21 protein-coding genes and 1 pseudogene are annotated in these 23986 nt (G+C 56.2%); 10 read left to right on the forward strand and 12 right to left on the reverse strand.

What is annotated here, in order from left to right:
• Positions 1–71: 71 nt before the first annotated feature.
• From ACQCLF_RS11920 to ACQCLF_RS11940, 5 genes are all read left to right on the forward strand, one after another.
• Positions 72–1820: a SulP family inorganic anion transporter gene (locus ACQCLF_RS11920; RefSeq protein ID WP_426987540.1), complete on the forward strand. Its 1749-nt coding sequence runs from the start codon at positions 72–74 to the stop codon at positions 1818–1820.
• Complete coding sequence (locus ACQCLF_RS11925; protein WP_426987542.1) at positions 1813–2238, forward strand: YeeE/YedE family protein; 426 nt, start codon at positions 1813–1815, stop codon at positions 2236–2238. Before ACQCLF_RS11920 ends, ACQCLF_RS11925 begins: the two co-directional genes overlap by 8 nt.
• A gap of 2 nt (positions 2239–2240) precedes the next feature.
• On the forward strand, positions 2241–2714 hold the full coding sequence (locus ACQCLF_RS11930) for a DUF6691 family protein (RefSeq protein ID WP_426987544.1): 474 nt from the start codon (positions 2241–2243) through the stop codon (positions 2712–2714).
• Positions 2711–3460, forward strand: coding sequence for an MBL fold metallo-hydrolase (locus tag ACQCLF_RS11935; protein ID WP_426987546.1), 750 nt, complete (start codon positions 2711–2713; stop codon positions 3458–3460). Before ACQCLF_RS11930 ends, ACQCLF_RS11935 begins: the two co-directional genes overlap by 4 nt.
• A gap of 127 nt (positions 3461–3587) precedes the next feature.
• On the forward strand, positions 3588–4493 hold the full coding sequence (locus tag ACQCLF_RS11940) for a metallophosphoesterase family protein (protein WP_426987548.1): 906 nt from the start codon (positions 3588–3590) through the stop codon (positions 4491–4493).
• A gap of 89 nt (positions 4494–4582) precedes the next feature.
• Here the strand turns inward: ACQCLF_RS11940 and ACQCLF_RS11945 are convergent.
• The 9 genes and pseudogenes from ACQCLF_RS11945 to cadR (ACQCLF_RS11985) form a co-directional block, all read right to left on the reverse strand.
• Positions 4583–7540, reverse strand: a pseudogene (locus tag ACQCLF_RS11945) (Tn3 family transposase); the annotation flags it as partial.
• Positions 7541–7579: 39 nt separating this feature from the next.
• Positions 7580–8551, reverse strand: a complete 972-nt coding sequence (locus tag ACQCLF_RS11950) for a site-specific integrase (RefSeq protein WP_265368051.1) — start codon at positions 8549–8551, stop codon at positions 7580–7582.
• A gap of 40 nt (positions 8552–8591) precedes the next feature.
• On the reverse strand, positions 8592–9026 hold the full coding sequence (locus ACQCLF_RS11955) for a PIN domain-containing protein (protein WP_265368052.1): 435 nt from the start codon (positions 9024–9026) through the stop codon (positions 8592–8594).
• Positions 9023–9244, reverse strand: a complete 222-nt coding sequence (locus tag ACQCLF_RS11960; protein WP_265368053.1) for an AbrB/MazE/SpoVT family DNA-binding domain-containing protein — start codon at positions 9242–9244, stop codon at positions 9023–9025. The genes ACQCLF_RS11955 and ACQCLF_RS11960 overlap by 4 nt, the downstream gene beginning before the upstream one ends.
• A gap of 275 nt (positions 9245–9519) precedes the next feature.
• A complete protein-coding gene (locus tag ACQCLF_RS11965) occupies positions 9520–12642 on the reverse strand; it encodes an efflux RND transporter permease subunit (protein ID WP_265368054.1) in 3123 nt (1040 codons plus the stop codon).
• A gap of 10 nt (positions 12643–12652) precedes the next feature.
• Positions 12653–13609 carry an efflux RND transporter periplasmic adaptor subunit gene (locus ACQCLF_RS11970; RefSeq protein ID WP_265368055.1) on the reverse strand — a complete coding sequence of 319 codons (957 nt, stop codon included), beginning with the start codon at positions 13607–13609 and terminating at the stop codon, positions 12653–12655.
• Positions 13610–13643: 34 nt separating this feature from the next.
• On the reverse strand, positions 13644–14945 hold the full coding sequence (locus tag ACQCLF_RS11975; protein WP_426987552.1) for a TolC family protein: 1302 nt from the start codon (positions 14943–14945) through the stop codon (positions 13644–13646).
• A gap of 81 nt (positions 14946–15026) precedes the next feature.
• On the reverse strand, positions 15027–15386 hold the full coding sequence (locus ACQCLF_RS11980) for a hypothetical protein (RefSeq protein WP_426987554.1): 360 nt from the start codon (positions 15384–15386) through the stop codon (positions 15027–15029).
• A gap of 81 nt (positions 15387–15467) precedes the next feature.
• Complete coding sequence (cadR, locus tag ACQCLF_RS11985) at positions 15468–16079, reverse strand: Cd(II)/Pb(II)-responsive transcriptional regulator (protein ID WP_426987556.1); 612 nt, start codon at positions 16077–16079, stop codon at positions 15468–15470.
• A gap of 107 nt (positions 16080–16186) precedes the next feature.
• Between cadR (ACQCLF_RS11985) and ACQCLF_RS11990 the strand changes: the two genes are divergently transcribed.
• The 4 genes from ACQCLF_RS11990 (at position 16187) to ACQCLF_RS12005 (ending at position 20286) form a co-directional block, all read left to right on the forward strand.
• A complete protein-coding gene (locus ACQCLF_RS11990; protein WP_426987558.1) occupies positions 16187–16945 on the forward strand; it encodes a cation transporter in 759 nt (252 codons plus the stop codon).
• 203 nt (positions 16946–17148) lie between these two features.
• Positions 17149–17721: a DsbA family protein gene (locus tag ACQCLF_RS11995; RefSeq protein WP_265368059.1), complete on the forward strand. Its 573-nt coding sequence runs from the start codon at positions 17149–17151 to the stop codon at positions 17719–17721.
• A 156-nt stretch (positions 17722–17877) separates the two neighbouring features.
• Complete coding sequence (locus tag ACQCLF_RS12000) at positions 17878–19125, forward strand: cytochrome P450 (protein ID WP_265368060.1); 1248 nt, start codon at positions 17878–17880, stop codon at positions 19123–19125.
• A 189-nt stretch (positions 19126–19314) separates the two neighbouring features.
• A complete protein-coding gene (locus tag ACQCLF_RS12005) occupies positions 19315–20286 on the forward strand; it encodes a sodium:calcium antiporter (RefSeq protein WP_426987561.1) in 972 nt (323 codons plus the stop codon).
• 732 nt (positions 20287–21018) lie between these two features.
• Here ACQCLF_RS12005 and ACQCLF_RS12010 read toward each other — a convergent pair.
• A complete protein-coding gene (locus tag ACQCLF_RS12010; protein WP_068810569.1) occupies positions 21019–21915 on the reverse strand; it encodes a cation transporter in 897 nt (298 codons plus the stop codon).
• A gap of 93 nt (positions 21916–22008) precedes the next feature.
• Between ACQCLF_RS12010 and cadR (ACQCLF_RS12015) the strand changes: the two genes are divergently transcribed.
• On the forward strand, positions 22009–22416 hold the full coding sequence (gene cadR / locus ACQCLF_RS12015) for a Cd(II)/Pb(II)-responsive transcriptional regulator (protein ID WP_068810570.1): 408 nt from the start codon (positions 22009–22011) through the stop codon (positions 22414–22416).
• Between the two features lie 229 nt (positions 22417–22645).
• On the opposite strand, the gene ACQCLF_RS12020 is transcribed toward cadR (ACQCLF_RS12015), so the two are convergent.
• Together ACQCLF_RS12020 and ACQCLF_RS12025 are read right to left on the reverse strand one after the other, a co-directional pair.
• Entirely contained in the window at positions 22646–23563 is a 918-nt protein-coding gene (locus ACQCLF_RS12020; protein ID WP_068810610.1) for a cation diffusion facilitator family transporter, read from the reverse strand.
• A 74-nt stretch (positions 23564–23637) separates the two neighbouring features.
• The gene (locus ACQCLF_RS12025; RefSeq protein WP_068810571.1) at positions 23638–23979 is read right to left on the reverse strand and encodes a P-II family nitrogen regulator; all 342 of its coding nucleotides are present in this window, start codon (positions 23977–23979) and stop codon (positions 23638–23640) included.
• Positions 23980–23986 lie beyond the last annotated feature (7 nt).

Genomic DNA, 23986 nt, shown 5'->3' on the forward strand with positions numbered 1-23986 from the left:
GACTCCAGCAGTTGACTATACCCCAGGGGGTATACTAACCTGATATGAATTCGGTGAACAGGGCAGGAAATGTGAGAGCGGATCGGTTGGCACAGTTCATTCCCGCATCCGGTTGGATGCGCGCTTACCAGCGCCAGCAGCTGCCCGATGATTTGCTGGCGGGTTTCATTACCGCCGTGCTCCTGGTGCCCCAGGGGCTGGCCTATGCGATTCTGGCGGGGCTTCCGCCTCAGGTGGGTTTGTACGCGAGTATTTTGCCGCCGGTGATTTATGCTTTTCTGGGGACCAGCCGAACCTTGTCCGTGGGGCCGGTATCGGTCGCGGCATTGCTGGTGGCGGACGCATTATCGGCCAGCGGCTCGGGTTCCGACGCCACCTATCTGGCGGATGCGCTTCTGCTGGCGGCCATGAGTGGCGTTATTCTGCTGGGGATGGCGGCCCTGCGGCTGGATGTGTTGGTGAACTTTATCAGCCACCCCACCCTTTCCGGGTTCACCAGTGGGGCCGCGCTGCTGATTATTCTCAGTCAGTTCGGCAATCTGCTAGCGGTGTCCGTACCGTCCACGGGCTCGGGGTTCGCTATGGCCATGGTGGCGTTCGCCGAAGTCCCGCAGTCGCATTACCTGACGGCCCTTCTCGGCATTTCGGGCATTGCGCTTTTGCTGCTGTCGCGCCGTCCGCTGATTGCCCTGCTGACCCGTTTGGGGATGGCGGGCGAGACGGCGACTCTGTTATCCCGTGCTGGACCGCTGGCTGTGATCGTGTTGTTAACAGCGTTGGTGGCCGCACTGGATATGCAGAACCGGGGTGTCGCCATTGTCGGTGACATTCCCGCCGGTCTGCCGATCCCGCAATGGGATTTTCTGCGCGTTGACCGCGTACTCGATTTATTGCCCGCCGCCATTATGATCAGTCTGATTGGTTATGTGGAAAGCATTTCTGTGGCCCGGGTGCTGGCTTACCGGCGTCGGCAAAAAGTCGACAATAATCAGGAGCTTGTTGCACTGGGCGCCGCGAATGTGGTGGCGTCGTTCAGTGGCGGTATGCCGGTGGCGGGTGGCTTCAGTCGGTCCACCGTTAATTTTTCAGCGGGCGCCCAAACGCAGCTGGCGGGCATGGTAACGGCGTGCCTGGTCGCTCTCGTTGCGCTGTTCTTCACTCCACTTTTTTACTATTTGCCCAAGGCCGCGCTGGCCGCCATTATTGTGGTGGCGGTGGCGTCGTTGTTCGACTGGCGCGGCTTTTTAAGTGCCTGGCGTTACGATAAAGCCGATGGCTGCACCGTTCTCGTTACCTTTCTGGGCGTTTTACTGCTGAGCATTGAGCTGGGTTTACTGTTGGGGGTCGGCGTGGCCACGGCCACGTTTTTGTGGCGCGGCACCCGCCCGCACATTGCCATCGTCGGGCGTGTTCCCGGTACGCATCATTTTCGCAACGTTCGCCGCCACCCTGTCGAAACCTGGCCTCAGCTGTTGCTGGTGCGCGTTGACAGAAGCCTGTTCTTTGCCAACATTCATTATGTGGATGACTACGTGGCGCAGCAGGTGGCTGAGCAGCCGGACATCAAACACCTGGTGCTGGTGTGCAGCGCGGTGAACACCATCGACTACAGCGCGATTGAGGCACTTGAACAGTTGGCCCACAGCCTTCGCAGTGCCGGAATAACGCTGCACCTGAGCGACGTTAAGGGGCCGGTGATGGATCGACTGGAGCATCACGACCTGTACCGGTGGCTCGCGCCGGGCCAGGTGTTTTTAAGCACCGAGCAAGCGGTAACGAACATGACCTATCACAATCAGGAGCCCTCTTCTCATGACTGAATTCACACCGGTCACCGGCCTCATCGGCGGCCTGTTTATTGGCATTGCCAGCGTACTGATGCTGTGGGGTTCTGGCCGAATTACCGGCATTAGCGGGATATTTGGCGGGGTATTGACTCCGAGTAAAGGGGACTTTGGCTGGCGTGCTGCCTTCATTGCGGGGCTGTTGGTCGGCGCGCTGGTGTGGCGTCTCGCCTCCGGCGACCCGTTGCCGGTGGATTTGCAAGTGTCCTGGCCGGTGATGATTGTGGCGGGCTTGTTGGTGGGCTTTGGCAGTCGGCTCGGCAGCGGTTGCACCAGTGGCCACGGTGTGTGTGGTCTTGCCCGTCTGTCGCCGCGCTCCATGGTGGCAGTGGTCACCTTTATGCTATCGGCGGCCATTACCACGTTTGTGGTCCGTCACGTGATCGGAGGTTGAACATGGCGATCGATAATAGCCGAGGACACGATAATAGCCAAGGACACGATAGTAGTAAGGCACGGATTCTTCTGTCCTTCGGGTGCGGCGTTCTGTTCGCCGTCGGACTGATCGTTTCGCAAATGGTGAACCCGGCAAAAGTGCTCAATTTCCTGGATGTAGCCGGCCAATGGGACCCTACCCTGGCCTTCGTCATGGGGGGCGCCGTGTTGGTGACTTTTCCGATGTTCAGGTTGATTCTGAAGCGCCCTCACCCGCTTTTTGATCGCACGTTTTATGTGCCCAATCGCCGGGATATTGATGGCCGGTTGATTACCGGTGCCATACTGTTTGGCGTCGGTTGGGGGATGGCCGGGTTATGCCCCGGGCCGGCTCTGACGGCACTGGCCAGCGGGTTGTTACCGGTATTCGGATTCGTGGCCTCCATGGCCGTCGGGGCACTGATGTACCACATTTTACAGGAGCGCTATTTATGATTTTTCGGCAACTCTATGAACCGGTTTCCAGCACCTACACTTATCTCATTGGCTGCGAGGAAACCGGACAGGCCATTCTGGTTGATCCAGTGGTGAATGCTATTGACCGGGATTTGCACGAGCTTTCCAAGCTGGGCATGAAACTGGCCTACACGGTGGACACCCATATCCACGCCGATCACATTACCTCGGCGTTGGAAATGAAGAAAAAGGTGGGCAGTAAAATCGCCACGCCCGCTATCGATGGGCTGCCGTGTACCGATGTCGGAATTGAGGACGGCACGCCTTTTCAGGTCGGCGGCATCACGCTGAACCCCCTGCATACGCCCGGCCATACCGACGGGCATTTCGCCTACATTTTTCAGGACCGCGTGCTGACCGGTGATGCGCTGTTAATCGAAGGCTGCGGCCGAACCGACTTCCAAAACGGCCACGCCGATACCTTGTACAACAGCGTGACGGAAAAGCTGTTCGCGCTGCCGGATGATTACCTGGTCTATCCCGCGCACGACTATCACAAGCGCCGGGTTTCCACGATTGCGCAGGAGAAAGACCGCAACGAACGGCTGGGGCAAAACAAGAGTCTGGAAGAGTTTCGGGAGATCATGAACAACCTGAACCTGCCCTACCCGAAGTTTATCGATTACGCCGTGCCGGGTAACCGAAAGTGTGGTGTGTGTCCGGACAATCTTCCCAAACAGCTTCAGGAATATTGCGAGCAGATGACGAACAGCCAGCAGGGCTAAGCCTTGTGATGAAAGCAGCGCCAGTTCGCCGACATAAAGCGGCGGACAGGATTCTCTGATTTGTCATTGGATTGACATAATAAGCCTCTACAGTCGGCTCGCCCATTCATAGACGTAAGGCTTAGACATGACAAACAGCTTTCGAACCATGCTTACGAGCGCCCTCGTGGCTTCCCTGTTCACTCTTGTGGCTTGCGCCTCCCATCCCGCAACCACCAGCGAGGATACCGAGGTGGTATTGGCTTTCGCAGTACTTGGAGACGCGGAGCCCAAACCCAAGGCAGAGTTTCCTGGACTTGAAGCGGCTGTTCACCATGTTAATGAGCTGGCTGACCCGCAACACCTGGACTTCGTTGTGGGCGTTGGTGACATCGCTCATAAAGGCACACTGATTCAATACGAGAACGCCACGCCCGTGCTGCAACAACTGTCCCTGCCTTTCTACCCTATTATGGGCAACGAAGAGCATGGCAGCACTGAAGAGCGCTATCTGGAGTACGCCAATCAATGGACTGCCGGTAAAAACACTATAGAAAAGCCGAGCTACGTTCTGGAGTTTGATTCACTGGCCATGGTCTTTGCGTCTCCCGACCATGGACGAGACTTTGACGATGACGGTATAGACTGGATTCTCACACAACTGCAACGCCTGCAGGATAAGCCTGTGTTGCTGGTGGTACACGCCGCGCAGGCAGGTGTTTATCCTGAGCGTGCCGATAAGGGGGTCACTCACCCGGGCTTTGCCGAGGTGGTAGCGCAGCCTAACCTGGCGGCCGTCATTTCCGGTGACCTGCATATGGATATGGACCGTGTGAACCATTCCCACAAGATCGGCCAGGTCCACTATTTACACATCCCCGCCCTGGAGCGAACCAAGATCCCGGATGAAACGCGACACACCCCAATGTTCCGGGTGTTCCAGGTGACTGCATCAGGAAAGGTACTCGTAGAGACGTATGAAGCAGGTGTCGAAGCGCCTCTCTCCCGGCACCGTTATACATTCACGTTGCCCAAGAGCCCCCTGGTTCGGTGACCGTGTAAACCCCTGTGGAGGTCCGGCCGGTAAAACTGTAAAATTCAGCCACTAGCCTCGTAAGCGATTGATCCAAAACCATTTTCCCGTTATTCGATCTCCAGCTCGAAAGCCATTGGTTTAAATTTCTTGGACAAATCAATTTCGAAGCTGCCCAGTCTACCAAGGTGCTCTGCGTGGTATGGCGAGAAGCTGGCCATGTGCTCTCGGGTAATGCTGTGCCCTTCTGCCTTCAATTGGTTAAAGACCTCCGTCATTGCATTCACGTTGTAAAGAATCGCAACATTGGCAAGTAAGTGATTGTATTTCACGATCTTGCTCTGCTCATGCCTGAGGTTTGCGCTGATCTTCCCACCGTTGGCAAAAAACAACCAGCGCGCAAATTCGTTGAACTCTTCACTCTTACATGTGGCGGCCTGAATCGTCCTCCGCAGGTCAAGGTCGGTAACATAGTCCAGCAAAAACATGGTTCTGACGACCCTTCCCAGTTCCCGAAATGCAAAGTACAGCTTATTCTTGCGGTTTTTGGTGCCAAATCGCCTGAGAATGGTCGACGCGGTGATCTTGCCCGTTTTTACCGACATGGCGGTCCTCATCATATCGGGGTAATGCGTCTGAATGAGCTCCCACCGAATGGGATCGCTGAATAGCGATTGGATATGCTGTAACACCAGTCCCCTGTCTGACTTGTAGAACGTTAGGTCTTTGATGTTGCGGATGCGAGGCATCAGTTTAATGCCCAGCAGGGAGGCCAACCCGAACACCGGCGTTGACTGCGCCTGAGTGTCGCCGTGCACGGTATCCGGATTGAAGTCGGATTTGTCGTTCAAGAGACCATCGAGAATGTAGATGGCCTCGTAAACACCGCACGGAATGAACCGGCTGAACAATGCAATATAGGTATCGGAGACATGGTAGTAAGCGATACCCCCGTAACTGCCGTATCGCAGATGGTATTCAGACAGCAGATTGTCCTCGTACAGGTCCCAAAGCTTGCCATCAGCAGAAACGCTGTTGCCTGAGCCCCAACACTCAATTAGGCCGTACTTCTTGTAAGCGTTGTTGACCTTGGCGATGGCCTTATCAAGGCGCTCTTCGGTCGTCCTTTTGAGACTGATCCAGGCGATCTGTTTGCGGGATATGCCTTTCACTGACCGGGCCGTTTCTGTCGGTCCGATGTTGGTTCCGTAGCAGAACAACGTCAGTACAAAGCGTAGAAAAGGGTCGTCGATACGTGAATCAAAGCCGGATAGCGGTCCGAATTGGTGATTCAAATTAAGCCATTTCTCCACGGTGATGGCCAGATCAAGCAGGTTAATCTTCTCCAGGCGATCTTTAAGCAAGGCAGAAATGGCTTCAATTTCGGGCGGCGGATCATCGGTTTTGGCTTTACCAATAACAAGCTTCCCATTTTCAATACGAACCAGTTCGTCATCCGGAAAACGCTGATCCGCTTTCTGACAAGAGTTTGTCATGGCGCTTTTCAATGCCTGTGTGAAGGCGGGAGCCCCGGCGACCAGGCCTACCTGCTCGCAGTACGGTCCTAACCCGGCCTCGTACTCTTCCCAAGTGATCATTTGCTCGCGATAGTCGTCGAAGGTTTCGCTGTAAGGGATGAACAAGTCACCCGTGCTCAGTTCCTCCGCGATTCGCTCGAATACGCATAGTTCGAAGCACAGTTTATTGACATGGGTAACAGTTGCAGACTTCGTGGACTTGCCGGTTACCAGCTTCCACCATTTATCTCGAATCCACCGGATGTTCAGCACGTTCTTACTTGAGGGTGAATCGGGGTCACTTAGAATGCACAGGGTTTCAGTGCGGCGCTTTTTGTGCTTGAGGATAAATCGGAAAGCCTTAAGGAGATCTTTATCTTCGGTGGCCGACGCGAGGTTTAGTATCTCGATCGTACGGAACAACGTGGCTCGCTGCTTTTTGTACAGCGGCACCATGAAGGGCAGGTAGTTGTTGCCAGCATAGGCCATGTACTGTTCGCACATTTGTAAGATCAGCTCGCTGTCCTTGCCCAACACAGGATCAAACGCGGTTACTGTTTCCGGCTTGTCCAGATATATTTGGACGGTACCGGACAGTATAGCTATGAGCCGGTCCGTCTGCTTTTGGTGATGAGCCAGATACTCCTCCAGCTTCTTTTCCGCCGTGCGATCCATCTTCTGAAGGAGCTTGATGACGATCTCAGCGGCCTTGTCCAGGGTTTGGGCATACTGATGACGAATCAGCACGATCATCAGTGCCGTGCGTTTGCTCGCCTTGAGTTTCATCAGCTCAGCGTGGTCGAGAGCCTTGGCTTCGTTGATGAATTGCCGGTGTTTGACAGGCGGCAACCCCAGATCCACGGGTAAGCTATTTTGCAGGGACGTCAGCCATTCCAGATAGGTGATGTAAGTCTGAATATTTCGAGGCGTAGGCCGTTTGGGCTCGTTTTTCAGGGTGTTCCAGCCAAAACCACTCGCTCCACCGGCAGATCGGAGCATTTGCCCGATGAGCTGGCGACCTCCGGCCGTCAGATAGCCGCAGAGTTGATCATAGTACCTGTTATTGACTTCTCGGCGCGCCGATTGGCATAGTCGGTCGAGAGCGCTAAAAGCGGGCAGCTCGTACTTCTCCTTGACCAGGTACTCCAGGGTGACATTGATGATATCGGCCAATGCCTCTTTGGTGGCGGCCGCCTCCAGCGCCCAGCCCCGCACCAGAACACCCGTTGTTTCGCTATCGAAAGGTCGAATCTTCAGGTACTGGCGAATGAATTTGACGTGCCGAATTTTCGCGCCCGAGGCGAAATAGGTCTGCAGTTCCTTACGAGATGTTCGGGAACGACTGTGAGCTCTGATGTGGTTGAGGATAACGTCTGGCACCTCGCCCAGTGTGGCAAAGCGCCCCAGCCTTTGAACCAGTTTCAGCTGCACCAGTAATCCGAGATACGAGGCGCTGGTACGTTTACAGTGACGTTGGGCGAAGCGAAGCTCTGTATCTGTCGGCGTGTAAACATCGCCGAGCTCGTGCGGCGAAAGGTCCTTCTTAAGGCGCGGGTACGCGGTGTGCTAGATGGCTACCATGGCAAGTGCTTATTTTGTATCAGGTGAGTTTGAGGGACCACCGGAAGCCTCGGCTTCGTTCGGCACGTGTCCAATCCGAAGGCGGGCGAACGGATCAGGTGCATCGATGTAGCGCATTGCGGAATGAACGTCTCTCCATCCCACATACTCCATCAAAGACTTCGTGTCCCAGCACTGGTCATTGGCCCAGTTCGCAAAGCCTCGGCGCAGGGAATGGCTGCTGAAAGCGTCTGAACCCTCTATGCCGGCGTTTTGGCAACAGGATCTGACGATGCCGATGATACTGTTCGGGTGCAGAGCTTCATCCGCAAGCCGGCCCCAGCGATTAACTCCCCGAAAGACCGGCCCCTGCTCGATTTGCGCCGCGTTGATCCAGTCCAAGTAAGCCTCTACGGGGCACAGCTGCTTCAGCGCTGGCGCTTTGAAGTAACGCCCTTGCCCCGAGCGGTCACCTTTGGTGCGGGGTAGATAAATCTCCATGCCTGAGCTAGGCTCCGCCTGGATATGCTCCACATCAAGCCGTGCCAATTCATCGCTCCGAAAGGCCCGCCAGAAACCCATCAGCATGAGCGCTTTATTGCGAAGCGGCTGCAGTGGCAATGCGTGCGATTCGTGTTGGGCAATCTGCTGATCAAGGTGGGCTATGATGGCCGTCAGCTGCACTAACTGGATGGGCCGGGCCCGCTTTTCTGGGACCGGGTGCAGCTCGGCAATGCCTTTTAGTACCTTTTTGACGTGGGGTGCCTTGGTGGGATCGGAGAACCCTTGCTCAAGATGCCAAGCCGCCAGACCCGCGAGCCGCTGGCGCAGGGTGTTTAGCGAGTGAGTGCGGGCATGATCAACCAAGTAACGTGCAACACTATCGGCCGTGGCCGGCAGGAAGCCGCCCCATTCGGCCTCAAAGTGCTGGACAGCGGCTTGATACGCTCTGCGGGTGTTGGCGCGGGTGGCTGCGTGTATGTAGTGGTCAATGCTACTCATGTCGGTTTTTAGCTATCTCGAATTCTCAGCACAGGCGGTGCTATGGGCTCAGCGTCCCTGGTATTTCCAGAGCCGCGACATCGAAGGTGTAGACACCCTCGAGCGCCTGATGCCACTCGCGTGCTTGGCGCATGGCTTTATTCACGATCAGCGCATCGGGAAAGTCAGCGCTCTTTTTCTTGCCGCCGACTTTCACCGGCCGCGCATTTTTATAGTCACTCAGCGCTCGCCAGACGGTCTGGCCATCTTCAAAGACAATGTTCGGCTCTTCAAATAGCGCGCTAAGAACGCCCGCTATCGCCTCACGATTCAATCCATAACGCTTGCCGGCTAGAACCCACATTGCCTCTACCAGTACGACATCCGTCACCAGCACGGGCACAGAACCTGTGATCAATGACGCGGCCTTTTGTGATTGAGTCTTATCGTCCTGCAGCAGGTACCGAAGAAGCACATTGGTGTCGATCGCAATCATGGACTGATACTGCTTTGTCGCGACGCCTCGTCGCTTACCTGCCTGTCTACGCTAACGCCCTTGAGGATGCCGAAAGCGGCTCCGGAGGTTTTCTTGATGATGGTGATGTGGCCATCGTTATCGACGAAGCTCTCGTATTCATCACCAGGCTCAATGCCCGCCAGCCGGCATTGATCGACGGGCAGTGTGATTTGCCGCTTGGAGCTCACTTTTGGCATAGGACAACTCTCTTTACTACTTACGGTTCAGTAAAGGGTAACACCGCCTTTACGAGTGGTCAATACGTAAAGAAACCGATGCGCCGTCCGTGGTAGCTGACATGAGCCATGCGCCTGGGGTCACAGGATTAGCCATGCCAGCTGCCAATCGTGGGTACCACATGACTCACGTGTTTCAGGGCAGACTATGGACAGCATCTGGATGGTTTTGGGTTTAGCAGCACTGCCCGCGATTGGTAAGCCTCGGGACATCCCGTTCCCAAGGCTGCGGACCATTAAAAGCTTGAGCTGCCGTTTCTTCTACCATGAACAATCCGATAAAGCGCTGGCAATACCAGCAATGTCAGCAGTGTCGATGAGATGATGCCGCCGATAACCACCGTCGCCAAAGGCCGCTGAACTTCGGCACCGGTTCCAGTGTTAAGCGCCATAGGCACAAAGCCCAAGCTGGCCACCAGCGCCGTCATCAAGACCGGGCGCAGGCGCAGGAGCGCACCGTCGATGACCGAGGCGATCAAATCACCCGATGCGTGCCAGCGGTCGCGGATAAAGGCCAGCATGACGAGCCCATTCAATACAGCTACGCCCGATAGCGCAATAAAGCCAACGCCGGCTGAAATCGACAGCGGCATATCACGTAGCCACAGGGCTAGCACCCCACCGGTCAACGCCAGGGGCACGCCAGTAAAGATGATGAGTGCGTCCTTGATCGAGCCCAGCGCCATTACTAGTAGCATAATGATAATGGCGAAGGTCACCGGAACCACGAGCGAAAGCCGCTGACTGGCCGAGGCCAGTTGTTCAAAGGTACCTCCGTAATCCAACCAATACCCGGCCGGCAGCTCGACTTCGGCGGCAATACGCTGCTTGGCTTCGTCGACGAAAGAGCCCAAGTCCCGACCGCGCACATTCACCATGACCACGACCCGGCGCTTGCCGTTTTCCCGGCTGATTTGACTGGGTGCGGGCGCAATTTCGAGCGTGGCGAGTTCCGACAAGGGGGCAAAACCGCCCTGCGGCAGAGGCACAGGCAGCTCATGCAGGTGCTTGACCTCGCGCCGTATGCTTTCTGGAAGACGGACCACCAGTTCAAACCGACGGTCACCTTCGTAGATCAGCCCTACGGACTCACCGCCGATGGCAGTCGCGACAAAATCCTGCACATCGTCGACGTTAAGCCCATAACGAGAGATCGCCATCCGCTTTGGGTGCACTGAGAGCATCGGCAGGCCATCGACTTGTTCAACCCGCGCATCGGCTGAACCTTCCATGTCATTCACAACTGCGAGAATCGCGTGGGCTGAGGTCAGCAACTGGTCGAGATCATCGCCAAAGACTTTAATACCCAGATCCGAGCGGACGCCGGAAATCAGCTCATTAAAGCGCATTTCAATCGGCTGCGTAATCTCGTAATTGTTCCCCGGAACTTTTTCCAAGGCCTCTTCCAGCTCTTCGAGCAGTTCCGCTTTGGGAAGTTTTGGATCGGGCCATTCGCTGCGCGGCTTCAGTATCACGAAGTTGTCCACCACATTCGGGGGCATCGGATCCGTGGCCACCTCGGCAGTGCCTATCTTGGCCAGCACCTTATCCACCTGGGGAAAAGCCTGGATGCGCTTTTCCAGCATTTCCTGCATCGCCACCGACTGTTCTAGCCCTGTCCCGGTAACCCGTAACGCCTGCACTGTAATGTCCCCTTCGTCGAGCTGGGGCACAAATTCGGACCCCAAGGTCGTGGCGAGCCAGCCTGAAGCAAGCACCAGGGCTGTGGCACCGGAGACAATCCACCATCGGAACCTGAGCGCCCGAGTCAATAGCGGTCGATACAGTGACTTTGCGGCGACAACGACGCGATTTTCCTTCTCACTGATGCGCCCGGTCATAAAGACGGCCACCGCCGCAGGCACCACGGTCAGTGACAGTACTAAGGCCGCCAGAAGTGCCATCACCACGGTAGCGGCCATCGGCTGGAACATTTTGCCCTCGACACCTGTCAGCGTGAACAGCGGTATGTAGACGACCGTAATGATCAGTACGCCGAACAGGCTCGGACGAATGACCTCATTGGTGGCTTGAAAGACCACCCAAAGCCGCTCCTTGCGCTCGAGCTTGCCCTTGCCAGCCGCTTGTGCTTCGGCTAGGCGGCGCGTCGCGTTCTCTACGATGATGACCGCTCCGTCGACGATCAGGCCAAAATCCAGCGCGCCAAGACTCATCAAGTTGGCGGAAACCCCGGTCTTGACCATGCCGAAGATGGTCGCCAGCATCGATAGCGGAATCACTGCGGCAGTGATCAAGGCCGCGCGGATATTGCCAAGCAATATAAAAAGTACTGCGATAACCAGCAGTGCGCCTTCTAGCAGGTTTTTCTTGACCGTCGCAATGGCTTTATCCACCAAGGTGGTGCGATCGTAGACAGTCTCCACGCGAACACCCTCGGGAAGAGAGGGCTTAATTTCTTCAAGCCGTTCCGCCAGATCGCGGGCCACTGCGCGTGAGTTTTGCCCCATCAGCATCATCGCTGTGCCAGCGACGGTCTCGACCCCGTTCCGCGTGGCTGCGCCGCTGCGTAGTTCTTTGCCAATGGCGACCTCGGCGATATCGGCGATGCGCACCGGTGCGCCGTTCGCGAGCTTCACCACCACCTGTTCGATATCGGCTATGGTTTCCAACTGGCCCGGTGATCTCACCAGCAGTTGTTCACCGTTGTGCTCGATGTAGCCTGCGCCGCGGTTGTTGTTATTGTTCCGAAGGGCCCGGCTTACATCATCCAGCGTCACCCCAAAAGCCAGTAGCTTTCGCGGATCAGGTGTTACGTGGTACTGCTTGGCGAAGCCGCCGATGGTGTTGATTTCCACTACACCGGGCACAAGGGCCAGTTGGGGTTCAATGATCCAGTCCTGAACTTCCCGCAAAGCCGTTGCGTCGTATGGCGTGCCATCGGGTTGAACCGCGCCGGGCACAGCCTCTACCGTGTAGGTAAAGATTTCGCCAAGGCCCGTTGCGATGGGGCCCATCTCGGGCTCGAGGCCCGGCGGGAGAGCGTTTTTAATGCCACCCAGGCGTTCATCGATCAGGTTGCGAGCGAAGTAGATATCGGTGCCTTCCTCGAACACCACTGTCACCTGCGATAAGCCGTAGCGGGACAAGGACCGTGTGTACGACAGATTAGGTAGCCCCGCAAGCGCTGTCTCCACCGGATAGGTGATGCGCTGTTCGGCCTCCAGTGGCGAGTAGCCGGGAGCCTGTGTGTTGATCTGGACCTGGACGTTGGTAATGTCCGGTACTGCGTCGATAGGTAGGCTCTTATAGCTCCAGACACCTAGGCCGATCAGTACAAAAATAAAGGATAATGTGAGGTAGCGCCGCTCGATTGAGAAGCGCAGAATCGATTCAATCATCGTCTGTCTCCTAATCGTGGTCTTCGACGCTGGATTTCAAAAGATCAGCTTTGACTAAAAAGCTGTTGCCCACGACATAGCGGTCACCGGCTTCGAGCCCCGATAGGACTTCGGTGTACCGGTCGTCACTGCGTCCGAGTTCTACGGGTTGCGCTTTGAACGTATTGTCCACTTTGACGAACACCACCGTTTTGCCCTCAACTGTTTGCAAGGCGCGGCTGTCCACTGCGAGAGGAGCTTCGAATGACTCGACGACGATCTGCCCCATCACTAATAATCCAGGAGCCCATTGGCCGGTGCGATTGTCGAGTGTGCCTCGGGCAATGACGTAAGGTTGCATTCCACTGTCGGGCAGTACATGGCTGAGCGTGGTGGTGCCGTCAACACTGTCGGAAGAAAGCAGAACCGTCTGCCCTTGCGCGACGGCTGACCTTTGGCCAGGGAAAATTTGGAGCTCGACCCAAAGCGTATTCAAGTTGGCGATGGAGAACAGGACTTGATCCTGAGCCAATTCGCCTGCGGCCGCTTGGCGATCAGTGACGACGCCATTGATCGGAGCGCGAAGTTGGTAGGTCCGCAAGCTGTCGTTGGACTCGACTTCAGCGAGCAAATCTCCAGCTTGGACCCTGTCGCCGATTTGGGCATGAACCTGAATGATCTGGCCTGGGAATCGGGCTCTGACCCCGGCTTCCTGCCCCGGTGGCACGACGATCTTTCCGTAGACTCGCACGGTCCGATCAAGGGTAGCGGGCCCGGCTTCTTTTGTACTGATTCCTGCTTGCTGCGCCGTCTCCGGGCTGATCTGGACCAAGCCGTCTCCTTCTCCTTGCTCGTCATCATCTCCTGTGGGATGAGTTTCCGGCGCTTCATCGAGCCGTTCGTGTCCATCCAAGTCTTGGCTGACGGCGCCGCTCGAGGCGAACGTCAACATGAATACTGCCAAGATAAAGTAGTATTTGTGTCGCATAATGTTATTCCTGTTGTTTTTGGAGCACCGGCGGTTACCGGGCGAGTTTGCCGGCTGACAGGGGCTCGGCAGTCAACTGTTCAATGAGAGCGCCGTATTGAAGCGCTGAGGCTGCGGCGTCGATCACCCTTCGCCGAGCATCCAGCAACTCTTGCTGCGCGGCGGTCAGATCCAGGTAGCTGTACCGGCCTCGCTCGTAGGCTTCCCGCGTTTCCCGTAGCGCGCGATCAAGCGTTGGAATTACCTCTTCGTGCAGTGCCGTTGCGGCGTCGATGTTCTGTTGTCGGTTCTGGAAGGCTTCAAAAAGTTGGGCATGCAGATCGAGCAGCGCCGCTTCTCGGCGAAACGCCACTTGATCGCGTTCGGCCTGGGCTGCGCGAATATCCCCACGGCTGCGGCGGCCCGAAAACAAGGGCATACTCACACCCGCAACCAGTCCAGTGTCGCCAGTGCCTTCCATCCGGCGCACGCCTAAACTCCAGGAAATATCGTTGTTGGCGCGCGCTTGCGACAGCCGCAGTTCGGCCTCTTTCAGGCGCGCCTCGCTGGCAAACACGGCCAAAGCGGCGCTGCCTTTGGCCCGGGCATAGAGCGATTCGAAATCGTCCGCTGGCGGAAACTGAAACAGGTCGCCCTGAAGCTCCTCGAAATCGGCTTCGGTGGCGCCCCAGAGGCTTGCGAGCTGTGTTTTCTCGGTGTCAAAGACTCGCCGGATGTGAGACAGGGTGATCTGCGTTTGAGCGAGGGCCGCTTCAGCGCGCAAGACTTCTGCATCAGGCGCCGCGCCCGCACGTGCACGCTGTCCAAACGCCTGCAGTGTGGTGCGCGCTAGCGCCAATGCATCTTCAGCTAAATTCAGGCGTTCCTGCGCGGCCAGGGTGGCGACGAATCTCTGGGTCACCTCGCCGAGCAAATCCAGCGCTTTAGCCTTGCGCTCTGCCTCCAACAGGTCCGCTCGAGCATCGACCAACGCCACGCGCGCCGAACGCTTACCGCCGAGTTCGATGACCGACGACAATGCCACGGTTTGTTCAGAGGCATTCAGCCCCTGCATTTCACCTCTGCCGGCAAAGTTTTCGACCTCCGCGCCCAGCTCATAGGCTGGCGCCAGATCAGCCGATTCTCTAAGACCCTTGAGACCGCGCATTCTGACGTCGAATACCCGCAGGCGGGGGTTGTGTTGCAACGTTTGGAGAATAGCGTCGTCCAGTGTCAGCGCCACCTGCTGGGGTTGTCCGTACGCGGCGCCGCTCAGTAATAAAAAAATCAATAAGACTCTGTGTACGGTGCGCGCACGCCAGGAGGCGTACCCGGCCCGTAAGCCAAAACAGTTCATCGATAACATCCTAGAATGATTAATATTGATCGGTGCCCACCAAGGAGACCGGCTTAAGGGTGTTGAATGAGCGGAGAAATGTCAGGCTTTGGGCGGACGAAACAAGGATGAGGCGTGATCGGATGAGAGAGAGATGTGATAAAACGGTAGCTTTCGCGTAGCGTCCGGGTAGAAATCGGAGAACTGGTGAGCAAATACGGCGAGCCAGCAAGCGTGACACTGACTGCAGCACGAACAATCGTCTGTCAGCAAGGCAGTGTTCGCAGCATCTCTTGAATCGATTTCTCCATTACCAGCGTGCGGGCCAAGGTCTTGAGCCTCCAGGCTCCACTCGAGCGGGCGATCAGTCCATTGAGAAAACGGATGCGCGTCCGCAGCGACCATAAAGGTCTGCAGCACCATCAGCGTTATCAATACAATCGTCACTCTTTGTTTTGTCAAAATTGAGTTCCGTACTTAAACAGGTTTCAGCACATTTCACGGCGCGAGAAGCAGCAGAGTCACCGCTCGAGCTTCATTTGTTTAGCTTTTATTCCTTTGAACCGTACCCCGGCTGCCTTTGGTCAGCCCTCGTAAAATGCCGCATTGTTCTACCTTGCGTCCGTCAGCACAGGCCTTGCGCAGCGACCGTAACTGGACTTCAAGCGCTTGTAGTGTTTCGATTTTAAGTACCACCTGATCAATGTGGTTATCAATAAGATCATTGACACTACCGCAATACTCGGTCGGTTGGCTTCGCAGTTGCAATAACTGCCGGATTTCGTCAAGGCTCATGTCCAGCGCTCGACAGTTACGAATGAATAGCAAGTGCTCCAAATCCGAGCCGTCATAATCTCGGTAATTGCCCTCGGTCCGCGAAGGTTCTGGTAAGAGGCCTTCTTTCTCCCAAAAGCGTATGGTTTCCACCGGCGAGCCGAGTTTTTTGGCCAATTCACCAATTCTCATTGGGAAATCTCCTTCGTCAGGATAAACCCTATAGTAACTTAAGTCTTTTGGTACATCAAGTGCAGAGGCAACAGCCGCAGAATGCCTTGACTCTAAAGTGGCTTTAGGGTCTGTAATAACACGAAATTTCCTTCGACGCTGAGCGAGGTTTGGCTGTGACAAAGTCCTGTGATGATCACTGCAATCCACAAACCCCTTCCACGGATAGGTCTGAGGTGAGTCATACTCAAGACGGCGCTGGTTCGTGGGTCAGCGTTTTTAAAGTGGCAAAGATGGACTGTCCGTCTGAGGAACGAATGGTTCGACTTGCGCTGGATGGGCTGGATTCGGTCAGAAGGTTGACGTTTGATCTGCCAAATCGTCAGGTACGAGTGGTGCACGAGGGTTCGCCACAGCCGATTAGCGAGCGGCTAGACCCGTTGGGGCTTGGCGCTGTGCTGGAGAATAGCGAAGCCGCCAGTCCCGAGGAGGCCATCGTCACGCCGGCCGCCCTGGCGGAAACGGCTGCGAAAGAAGCGAGAATTCTACGCTCACTGCTGGCGATCAACGGCCTGATGTTCTTCGTAGAACTGACGGTAGGCTATCTGGCGCAGTCTGCGGGCCTGATTGCGGATTCTCTCGACATGTTTGCCGATGCGGCTGTATACGGCCTTGCGCTTTACGCGGTGGGACGGGCTGCGCAGACGAAATTGAAAGCGGCCCGCCTGGCCGGATGGCTGCAACTGATTCTAGCGTTCGGTGCACTTTCTGAGGTCCTGCGCCGGTTTCTATTTGGCAGCGATCCTGAGTCGGTACTCATGATGGGGATGGCTTTGGTGGCACTAGTGGCCAATGTGAGCTGTCTGCTGCTCATCTCCCGCAACCGTGAAAGCGGTGTTCACATGAAAGCCAGCTGGATTTTTTCCGCCAATGACGTCATAGCCAACTCGGGGGTTATTCTCGCGGGCGCACTCGTGTACTGGACCGGCTCCCCTTATCCCGACCTGATAATCGGGCTAGCCATAGGTTTGGTGGTGCTTGGTGGTGCGCGCAAAATTCTCAGGCTAAAAGGCTAGCGTACGCACATACACCGGGAACAATGGAATAAGCGCAAAACCCAACCCAAGCGAAAAGGTGAAAATTGATGGTAACCGGGAATCACTCGTTTCGCCGCGGAGCGATAATAGTCAGCGTTATCGTTGTGGCGTTGGCCGCGGCTGGAAGCCTGCTCTGGCCCACGGAAAACCAGTCGCCGCTCCCTCAATCAGGGGGCGATGTTGTGAGAGAAAATCGCGGGGAGCTTTTCGATGACCCGCGTTCGCCTGTGGGCGGTAATCCACAGGGTGATATCACCATTGTGGAGTTTATGGATTACAACTGTGGGGCTTGTCGACGGATGGCGCCGATCCTGGCGCAAGCCAAGGAACGGGACCCTGGCTTGCGCATCGTCTATAAAGAATTCCCCATCCGCGGTCCGGATTCGACCCTTGCCGCAAAAGCAGCCTTGGCTGCGCACCGTCAGGGGAAGTACGTTGAATTTCACAAGGGATTGATGGAATTTCCCGGGCAAGCGTCACAGGTAGCGATCGAAGAAGCCGCAGGTTCCCTCGGCTTGGATATGGAACGGTTACTGGCCGCTATGGAGGACCCGGCCATTGCGCGGCAAGTAGAACGAAATCGAGCCTTGGCAAACACATTAGGAATCATTGGTACGCCAGCGTTTGTCATTGGGACTGAAGTCAGGTCAGGTTTGCTTGAACTTTCCGCGCTGGAATCCTTGATTGAACACGAAAGGCGGAAAAGGGGTTCATCCAAGGACTCGACTTCAGATATCCGAGCGACAGGCGAATGACCCGCATGTCAGGATCGGTATGCTAGCGGTTGCGAAGTCCATGTCCATGGCGACATTGTCTCTGGCTTGAGGTTGCTAGGCATTTCTCCCGGCGCCAGCACTGCGCTGGGCAATGAAGCACCAGTTTACCCTGCGAAACTTGAGAGAGGTGGAGTGATGCCCCAGATACCGATTGACAGAAGCCGGGACAGTACTCTGGCTTTGCTACGTGATCCCTACGACTTTATCGCGAAGCGGTGTCAGCGCTACCAGTCGGACGTGTTCCAGACCCGCCTGCTGCTTCGACCGACCATCTGTATGTCCGGCCCAGAGGCGGCGCAACTGTTCTACGACACGAGCCGCTTCGTCCGTAGCGGCGCGGCGCCCGGCCGGATCCAAAAAACTCTGTTCGGTCGAGGCGGTGTGCAGGGGCTGGATGATGATGCGCACCGGCACCGCAAGAAGATGTTCCTGTCGCTAATGACGCCGGAGAGGCTGAGGTTGCTTGCGGAGATGGCCTCTGCCGAGTGGGATAACCATGTGCAAAAATGGAGTTCGCTGGATAAAGTCGTGCTTTACGACGAGTCGCAGGTGCTACTCACCCGCGCCGTGTGCGCCTGGGCAGGTATCCCGCTTGAGGAGTTGAAGGTCGGCAGGCGGACGCGCGAGCTAGCAGTGCTATTCGACGCTGCCGGATCGGTCGGTCCCAGGCATTGGTGGTCGCGCTTGGCCCGCCAGCGGGCTGAGCGCTGGGCGGCGGGGATGATTGAGCAGGTTCGCAACGGCAAGCGGCATGCGCCCGAGCAGAGCGCGCTTCAGGTCGTCGCCCTGCATCGAGAACTCAACGGCGAACGGCTAAGTCCGCGCATTGCCGCCGTGGAACTGCTGAATGTGCTCCGTCCCACCGTAGCCGTTTCGGTTTATGTCACATTCGCCGCTTACGCGCTGCACCAGTATCCCGACTGCCAGCGGAAGCTTGCGGCCGACGAGGATGGCTACGCAGAATTGTTCATACAGGAGATCCGGCGCTTCTATCCTTTCTTCCCCGCTGTAATGGCGCGCGTGCGGCACGGCTTTGACTGGAAGGGCTATAACTTTCCAGCGGGGCGACGGGTCATGCTGGACTTGCATGGTACCAATCATGACGCGCGAATCTGGGAGGCGCCTGAGGCGTTTCGGCCGGAGCGCTTCCGCCAGTGGGATGGCAGCCCGTTCAACTTCATTCCGCAAGGCGGCGGAGAGCATCAGATTAACCACCGCTGCCCGGGCGAGTGGATCACGATCGACCTTATTAAGATCGCTCTGGACGTCATGCTGAAAAGGATGCGGTACGACGTACCGGCGCAGGATCTGGAGATCGATATGTCCCGGCTGCCCGCCTTACCTCGAAGCCGGCTTGTCATCAGCAATGTGCAGGCTGGCTAAAGCAATTGCTGGCATAAGTGCTGTCGAAGGTTCGTAAATGCCAGCACTCCGGCAGATGGAGCAACACGTTGTCATCCAACGGGGCGGCAGCGATCTAATGCGAAAACCGGCTCTGCAGCTTCTGCATTCGGAGCCCTTGGATAGCTGGCTACCGGTGGATGCCTATCCACCAATCGAAAGGAGGAACTGATGAACGCCTGGATCTGGGAAATTGTGCTACTGATCGCCATTTGGGCCGCGCACTGGGGGGCAGATCAACTGGCGTCTCCGCTGAAGAAGCTTCGTAAAGGCTGGGGCTTTTCGGGTGTCGCGGGGGGCGCGCTGGTCGGTATCGCCACCGCCAGTCCGGAATTGGCGATCAACATCACCAGCGCCGCCAAGGGTGTTAGTGACATTGGTCTCGGCGCGATGCTGGGCGCGAATCTGATCGCGCTGCCACTCACGCTGACTGTTGGTTATATCGCTTTTCGGACCGGCTCCGATCAGCAGGCGTCGACGGCATTGCCGATTGAGGAAGAGACGGTAACTCGGCACGTGTTGCCCTACCTGGCGATTCTGGCACTCGTCGCCCTCTTGACGTTACCTCCGGCCTGGCGCGGACTGCAGCCTATCGATGGCTGGATTCTTCTGGGCGCCTATCTTGCCTACCTCGCCCAGGTGCTGCTAAGGGGGCGCTCCGAGAGTCAATCCCAGCAGTGGAAGAAAAAAGAGTGGCTATTAGCCGCCGCAGGTCTCTGCGTGCTCGCCATAGGCGCCTATTTCACGGTGCGCTCCACCCAGCAAATTGTCTCTGCCCTTGGAATATCCAAATTGGTCGGGGGTATCTTCATTACCGGCACCATGAGCGCATTGCCGGAAGTCTTTTCCACCTGGAGCGTAATGCGAAGCCGACAGCATACGGCTGCGGTGACGGTCGTCCTGGGTGACCTGGTGGCGACGATGACCATTGCGTTTATACCGCTGGCCATCGTGTCCACTGCCTTGCAGGAGGTCCAGCTGTTTTGGGTTAGCCTGGCCGCGTTAGCTGCGATGGCTGCCGCCTTCGGCGCATTGATTGGCACCAAGCAACCCCGCCTGCGGAGCTGGAAAGTCGGCATCATTGTCGCCCTCTACTTGGCTTACATCGCCGTGACCCTCATTTGGGTTCTGAATGCTGTTTAGGATGTTCCGACGCCGTTCTGCAAACATCGGCCAACGCATGATTAAGTTGCTGCGTTGAAGGCGTTGTCGGTGTGCAGCGGCTCAGCGCGCCTTTCGGTCTCGGGGTGAAGCTTCGCGACGCCCCATTACTTGTCTTCGTCATCCGGCTGTTCCCGGTCCTGAAGGAAAACGGGCGTAACCCCAGACCTCGAAAAAAGGTATCGCAGGGGCCTTGGCTCTCGCTAGGCAGCGTATTGTGCAGCCAATCCCGGTCCACTTGATTCAGCGTCACCGCATCGGCTGGAGTCGCATCCAACAGTGAGTCCAAGGTGGGGCCTTGAAGCTTCTGCTCATAGGCCTCGACCAAGGCCACAAGGTAATCGCGCTTTTTCTCTTCAGCGGTGTTGGTCCAGCCATTATTAAGCTACCAATCTTTTTCAGGGCCTCACAGTAATCGGCTTCAGTCGTGATGGGTTTGCGCGCCCTGGATGTGTTTCCTTCGATATTTACGTCGCATCACAGAATGTCCTACGACTTCTACTGCTAACGAAAGCCGTTGCAGCCTCAACCTGGACCGGTACGTCTAGAACGATGTCGCAAAGCCGCCTAGGGTTGCACTGATGGAGTTCTATGCCCGCCGGCGGGCAAGCCAATGATGCGCCACAGCGAGGTAGACGGTTGAATGCGCACCTGTACAGGTTTTAGCGTCAATTTGGGCAAAAAACGCCCTAACCCAAGATAATGCTTTATTATTTAACCCTTGAGCGCCAGAATACGCCTGGCACCGTTAAGCACGATGATCCCCGCGATGGTGCCGATAATCAGATCCGGATAATTGGATCCGGTCCACGCGACCAAGGCGCCAGCGGCGATGACACCCATGTTAATCACCACGTCGTTGGCCGAGAATATCCAGCTTGCCTTCATATGTGCGCCGCCTTCGCGGTGTTTGGAGATCAACAGCAGACAACCGGTATTGGCGATCAAAGCGACGGAGGCGATGGCCATCATCATCAGCGATTCGGGCTCACTACCAAATACAAAGCGTCTCACCACTTCTACGAGTACGCCGAGAGCCAAAATCAGTTGAAGTACACCAGCAAGATGCGCGGCACGTACCTGCATTTTCACGCTATGCCCAACCGCATAAAGGGCGAGCCCATACACTGCCGCATCGGCAAAATTATCTAGGGACTCTCCAATCAGTCCGGTGGACTGGGCGATCAGACCGGCAGTCATTTCCACCACGAACAGGAGTGCGTTGATGCCAAGCAACCAGCGCAGGGTGTCGGACTCCTGCGTAGCAGAGGCTGCTGAGCTCTTAGCGATCTTGATTGTCTCTGGGTCGGCAGTCACGGTTTCCTGAAGAGAGGCACCTAGCCCTAAGGTCGTCAGCTTCGCAGTAATGGGCACAACCGAGCCGTCATGCAAGACCTCCAACCGGCGGTTGGACAAGTCAAAGGACAGCATTCGGATCTCGTCAAAGCCGTTCAGTGCAAGGCGGATCATTCGCTCTTCAGATGGACAATCCATCTTCGGCACAGCATAGATGCTGACCCACTTCCCTGGCGATTCTGAGGAAGTCTGCAAATCGGAATCCGCTGCAGGTACTTTATCGCCGCCACAGGCGCCACCACAGGAGTTATTCATGGTACGGCTCCACTTGAATAATTTTGTGATATCATCATAAACCTTATAGCTACTATAGGGTCAATAGTAGAGAATCCGTTTAGGAGAAGCTTGGTGCGTATTGGTCAGTTGGCAGAGTTGGCTGGGGTCGATACACAGACGGTCCGCTTCTATGAACGTCAGGGTTTGTTACCGCCGCCTGATCGACAGGAGAATGGTTACCGTGTCTATACCGAGAAACATGGTGAGCGGCTGGCCTTCATCCGTCGGTGCAGAATCCTGGACCTGTCGCTAGCAGAAATTCACGAGCTACAGAGACATCAGGACGACCCTCACCAACCTTGTGCCGCCGTCAACGCCCTGCTCGATGAGCACATCTCTCATGTACGGTCGCGGATAACCGCTCTGCAAACGCTAGAGACACAACTCGTTTCGCTGAGAGCGAGCTGCAACGATGGCCGGGAGGTTGAGACTTGTGGAATTCTTGCCCGAATCAATGAGGAAAGCGTGCGTCAGCAGTAGCTTGAGCATCAACCAGATAATCCGGTGACAAGCTTGAACCAGCTCTGCTCAAACCGCCGTCGCCCGGCGTTTCGGCAACTCGAACCCCCGGAAAGAGGTGGTTTCTCGATTGACGGCCAAGCGACCCACTATGAGGAGGCTGTTTTTTAACAATGGCTAATGGTCAGGAGCATCCTTAATCAGGTAAGGCGGTATCCAACGCAAAAGTGGAAGCACCCGTAGGGCATGCTTACGCACCGCCGCGCTTACTGTTGGTCTGCGTATCGACACAGCCACTGCCTTCCTGCTCAATTTCAAGTGTTGAGTGGCTGACGTCGAATTGGTCATGAAGCATACGCTTTAAATCGGTCTTCACCCGTTCAATATCGGGCAGATTGGCCTTCTTTACGACAACATGTGCTTCCAGTGCGATTGTGTGTTCAGCGAGTTCCCAAACATGTACATGATGGACGCTCACAACATCGTCCACATGCTCCATGGCGCTGATCACGTCATCAATGGAGACTCCCTTTGGTGTGCCTTCCATCAGCAAGTGAATGGTTTTCGGTAGCATACTGAAGCCTTGCCACAGCACGTACCCAGCGATCATCAACGTCAGCACAGTGTCCGTCCAGTACCAGCCATACAGCAGTATCAAGGTCCCCGCTATAACAACACCGACGGACGCCATCGCATCCGACACATTGTGCAAGAACGCGGCCTTTATGTTCATGCTGTTCTTTGACATCGTGTAGGTGAGTATGGCCGTGGCAAGATCTACAATCAGAGCTATTCCTGCCACCACGACCACCGTCCAGCCTTCGATGGGCTGCGGGGCAAATAGCCGTCCTATAGCCTCGTAGACAAGGTACATACCGACAATGACTAGCGTGACCAGGTTGATCAAGGCCGCTATGGTTTCACTGCGTCGGTAGCCGAAGGTTTTGAAGGCATCGGGCGGTCTGCGACCGATTTTGCGCGCGATGAGCGCGATCGCGAGTGATGCGGCATCGCTCAGATTATGGAGTGCGTCAGCTATGAGCGACAGGCTACCAGAAAGTATCCCACCGACCACTTGCGCTAGTGTCAGGATTGCATTGACGCCAATTGCAGCAATCAGACGTTTATCGCCCATGGCCTTGGTGCTATGGTTATGCTCATGTCCCATGGGATAGCCGCTCCCTTGAATATACAATCTGAAAGAAGGGCTGGGATGCCCAGTGGCATCCCAGCTACTCAACATTAGATGACGCTTGAATCCTCAACACCATCCTGAATGCGGATTGCACGCCTGATATCGCTAACAAAGATACGACCGTCCCCCCTAAGCCCAGTATGGGCTTCGGTTTTCAGCAGCTCCACTACGGCATCGACGAGGTGGTCCTGACACACGATCTCCACCTTCACATGCTCGGAGAACTCCGACGCACCCGCAATCGGGTGCGTGGCGCTGCTCTGCGCCTTGCTGCGACCGAAACCCCGGACTTCCGAGACGCTCATCCCGGTAATGCCATCCAGGCGATGCAGCGCCAGAGTGACCGATTCCAGTTTACGCGTTTTGATGTAAGCTTTTACCTCTTGCATGGTGTCA

Origin of the sequence: Marinimicrobium sp. ARAG 43.8 (assembly GCF_050113635.1) — a bacterium.
In the GTDB taxonomy this organism is placed as follows: Bacteria; Pseudomonadota; Gammaproteobacteria; order Pseudomonadales; family Cellvibrionaceae; genus Marinimicrobium.

Bases quoted from the DNA above. Each gene is read 5' to 3' on its own strand.
- ACQCLF_RS12025 (WP_068810571.1), bottom strand. From the start codon at position 23,979: ATGCAAGAGGTAAAAGCTTACATCAAAACGCGTAAACTGGAATCGGTC.
- ACQCLF_RS11940 (WP_426987548.1), top strand. From the start codon at position 3,588: ATGACAAACAGCTTTCGAACCATGCTTACGAGCGCCCTCGTGGCTTCC.
- ACQCLF_RS12020 (WP_068810610.1), bottom strand. From the start codon at position 23,563: ATGGGACATGAGCATAACCATAGCACCAAGGCCATGGGCGATAAACGT.
- ACQCLF_RS11950 (WP_265368051.1), bottom strand. From the start codon at position 8,551: ATGAGTAGCATTGACCACTACATACACGCAGCCACCCGCGCCAACACC.
- ACQCLF_RS11990 (WP_426987558.1), top strand. From the start codon at position 16,187: ATGGTTCGACTTGCGCTGGATGGGCTGGATTCGGTCAGAAGGTTGACG.
- ACQCLF_RS11955 (WP_265368052.1), bottom strand. From the start codon at position 9,026: ATGATTGCGATCGACACCAATGTGCTTCTTCGGTACCTGCTGCAGGAC.
- ACQCLF_RS11965 (WP_265368054.1), bottom strand. From the start codon at position 12,642: ATGATTGAATCGATTCTGCGCTTCTCAATCGAGCGGCGCTACCTCACA.
- ACQCLF_RS11935 (WP_426987546.1), top strand. From the start codon at position 2,711: ATGATTTTTCGGCAACTCTATGAACCGGTTTCCAGCACCTACACTTAT.
- ACQCLF_RS11930 (WP_426987544.1), top strand. From the start codon at position 2,241: ATGGCGATCGATAATAGCCGAGGACACGATAATAGCCAAGGACACGAT.
- ACQCLF_RS12010 (WP_068810569.1), bottom strand. From the start codon at position 21,915: ATGAATAACTCCTGTGGTGGCGCCTGTGGCGGCGATAAAGTACCTGCA.
- ACQCLF_RS11975 (WP_426987552.1), bottom strand. From the start codon at position 14,945: ATGAACTGTTTTGGCTTACGGGCCGGGTACGCCTCCTGGCGTGCGCGC.
- ACQCLF_RS11970 (WP_265368055.1), bottom strand. From the start codon at position 13,609: ATGCGACACAAATACTACTTTATCTTGGCAGTATTCATGTTGACGTTC.
- ACQCLF_RS11960 (WP_265368053.1), bottom strand. From the start codon at position 9,244: ATGCCAAAAGTGAGCTCCAAGCGGCAAATCACACTGCCCGTCGATCAA.
- ACQCLF_RS12000 (WP_265368060.1), top strand. From the start codon at position 17,878: ATGCCCCAGATACCGATTGACAGAAGCCGGGACAGTACTCTGGCTTTG.
- ACQCLF_RS11925 (WP_426987542.1), top strand. From the start codon at position 1,813: ATGACTGAATTCACACCGGTCACCGGCCTCATCGGCGGCCTGTTTATT.
- ACQCLF_RS12005 (WP_426987561.1), top strand. From the start codon at position 19,315: ATGAACGCCTGGATCTGGGAAATTGTGCTACTGATCGCCATTTGGGCC.